Here is a 518-nt window from a genome sequence, read left to right as displayed (position 1 = left end):
TTGTTTGCTGACCAACCAAGAAAACTGGAACCAACTGCGGCCTTGCCTGCCAGCTTTGAGATAGTGAATAGCGGTGCTGAATTTACCCTGATTTTTACACCACGCAAATGTGAAAGGCTTGCCGTTGAATATTGAACTGGCAGCACCGCGAAACCTTGGGAGCACTTTGCTGGCGCTGGCACAACTGGGAAGCAGCCAGAAAATATTTGCCGGAGAAACACGTTGAATTGCTGAACCATCAGGACTAAAACCGTGAAAAACTCCGATGCTGACTGCCAGCTTTGTTGAACCACTGGTTGCACAATGTTTGTGCTGGCGTTTGCACGATAGAGATAAATTAGTTGAGCACGCTACCGCCTGCCAGCGAAGATAAACCTGCAGCAATTCCTTTTGCTGATACTGGCATTGCACGAATCAACTCCATTGCTGATCGCCAGCTTTGAAAGGGCTGAGGTTAAAGACTTTTGGCGGATTTTACGATGACTTGTGACTATTGATTCCCCCAACGCGGGTAACGC

The 518-nt window shown here is 48.1% G+C and carries 1 protein-coding gene; it reads right to left on the bottom strand.

Annotated features, from left to right (window positions below):
* On the bottom strand, window positions 1-384 hold a 384-nt coding region (locus M3P05_RS20725; RefSeq protein ID WP_249702052.1), incomplete at its 3' end, for a hypothetical protein.
* Window positions 385-518: the final 134 nt, after the last annotated feature.

Origin of the sequence: Parendozoicomonas callyspongiae, from assembly GCF_023502345.1 — a bacterium.
In the GTDB taxonomy this organism is placed as follows: domain Bacteria; phylum Pseudomonadota; class Gammaproteobacteria; order Pseudomonadales; family Endozoicomonadaceae; genus Sansalvadorimonas; species Sansalvadorimonas callyspongiae.
Note: the sequence above shows the minus strand (reverse complement) of the source record. Positions and strands in the feature narration are given on the sequence as shown.